Raw genomic sequence first — 500 nt, 5'->3', positions numbered from 1 at the left:
AGACTGGTGAGGCCCATGGCACTGGATGGGCGAAAACGCTCAGCGACAATGGGTTTGACGGGGCAGACGCTACTGGTGTTGCGGTTGTCGCTGAGTTGTCGCTGACAGGCGGGCACATCGACTGCACGCACGAACCGGCTAAATCGGCATCCGGTAGCCGAAGTATTCGTGGTCTTCGTTGTATCCGCCGTGGCCCCATCCGATGCCACGGAAATCCGCCACGAATTCGACCGCCTCGATCCACTTGACCTGTTTGAAGCCGAGTTCCAACTCGTTGCGCAACCGCAGTGGCGCACCGTGGGTTTCGGTGAGTGGTTCCCCGTTCATCTCGTAGGCCAGCAACGCCATCGGCTCCCGCATGTGCTCGACGCGGTGACAGTCGTAGTACCGGCCGTGACCAGGTTCGGCGCCGTCGGCGAACGAGTAGAACACCACCCATCGCGCCTCCGGTAGTGGCTGTACCAGCGCCAGGATGTCGGCCATCCGGACCCCGCCCCACT

1 protein-coding gene is annotated in these 500 nt (G+C 62.4%); it reads right to left on the bottom strand.

What is annotated here, in order from left to right; all coding sequences use genetic code 11:
* Window positions 1-138: 138 nt before the first annotated feature.
* Window positions 139-500 (bottom strand): molybdopterin-dependent oxidoreductase (locus IMZ11_RS43785; RefSeq protein WP_228649621.1); only part of this gene is annotated, 362 nt, incomplete at its 5' end.

This window comes from Microtetraspora sp. AC03309 (genome assembly GCF_020826795.1).
In the GTDB taxonomy this organism is placed as follows: Bacteria; Actinomycetota; Actinomycetes; order Streptosporangiales; family Streptosporangiaceae; genus Microtetraspora; species Microtetraspora glauca.
Note: the sequence above shows the minus strand (reverse complement) of the source record. Positions and strands in the feature narration are given on the sequence as shown.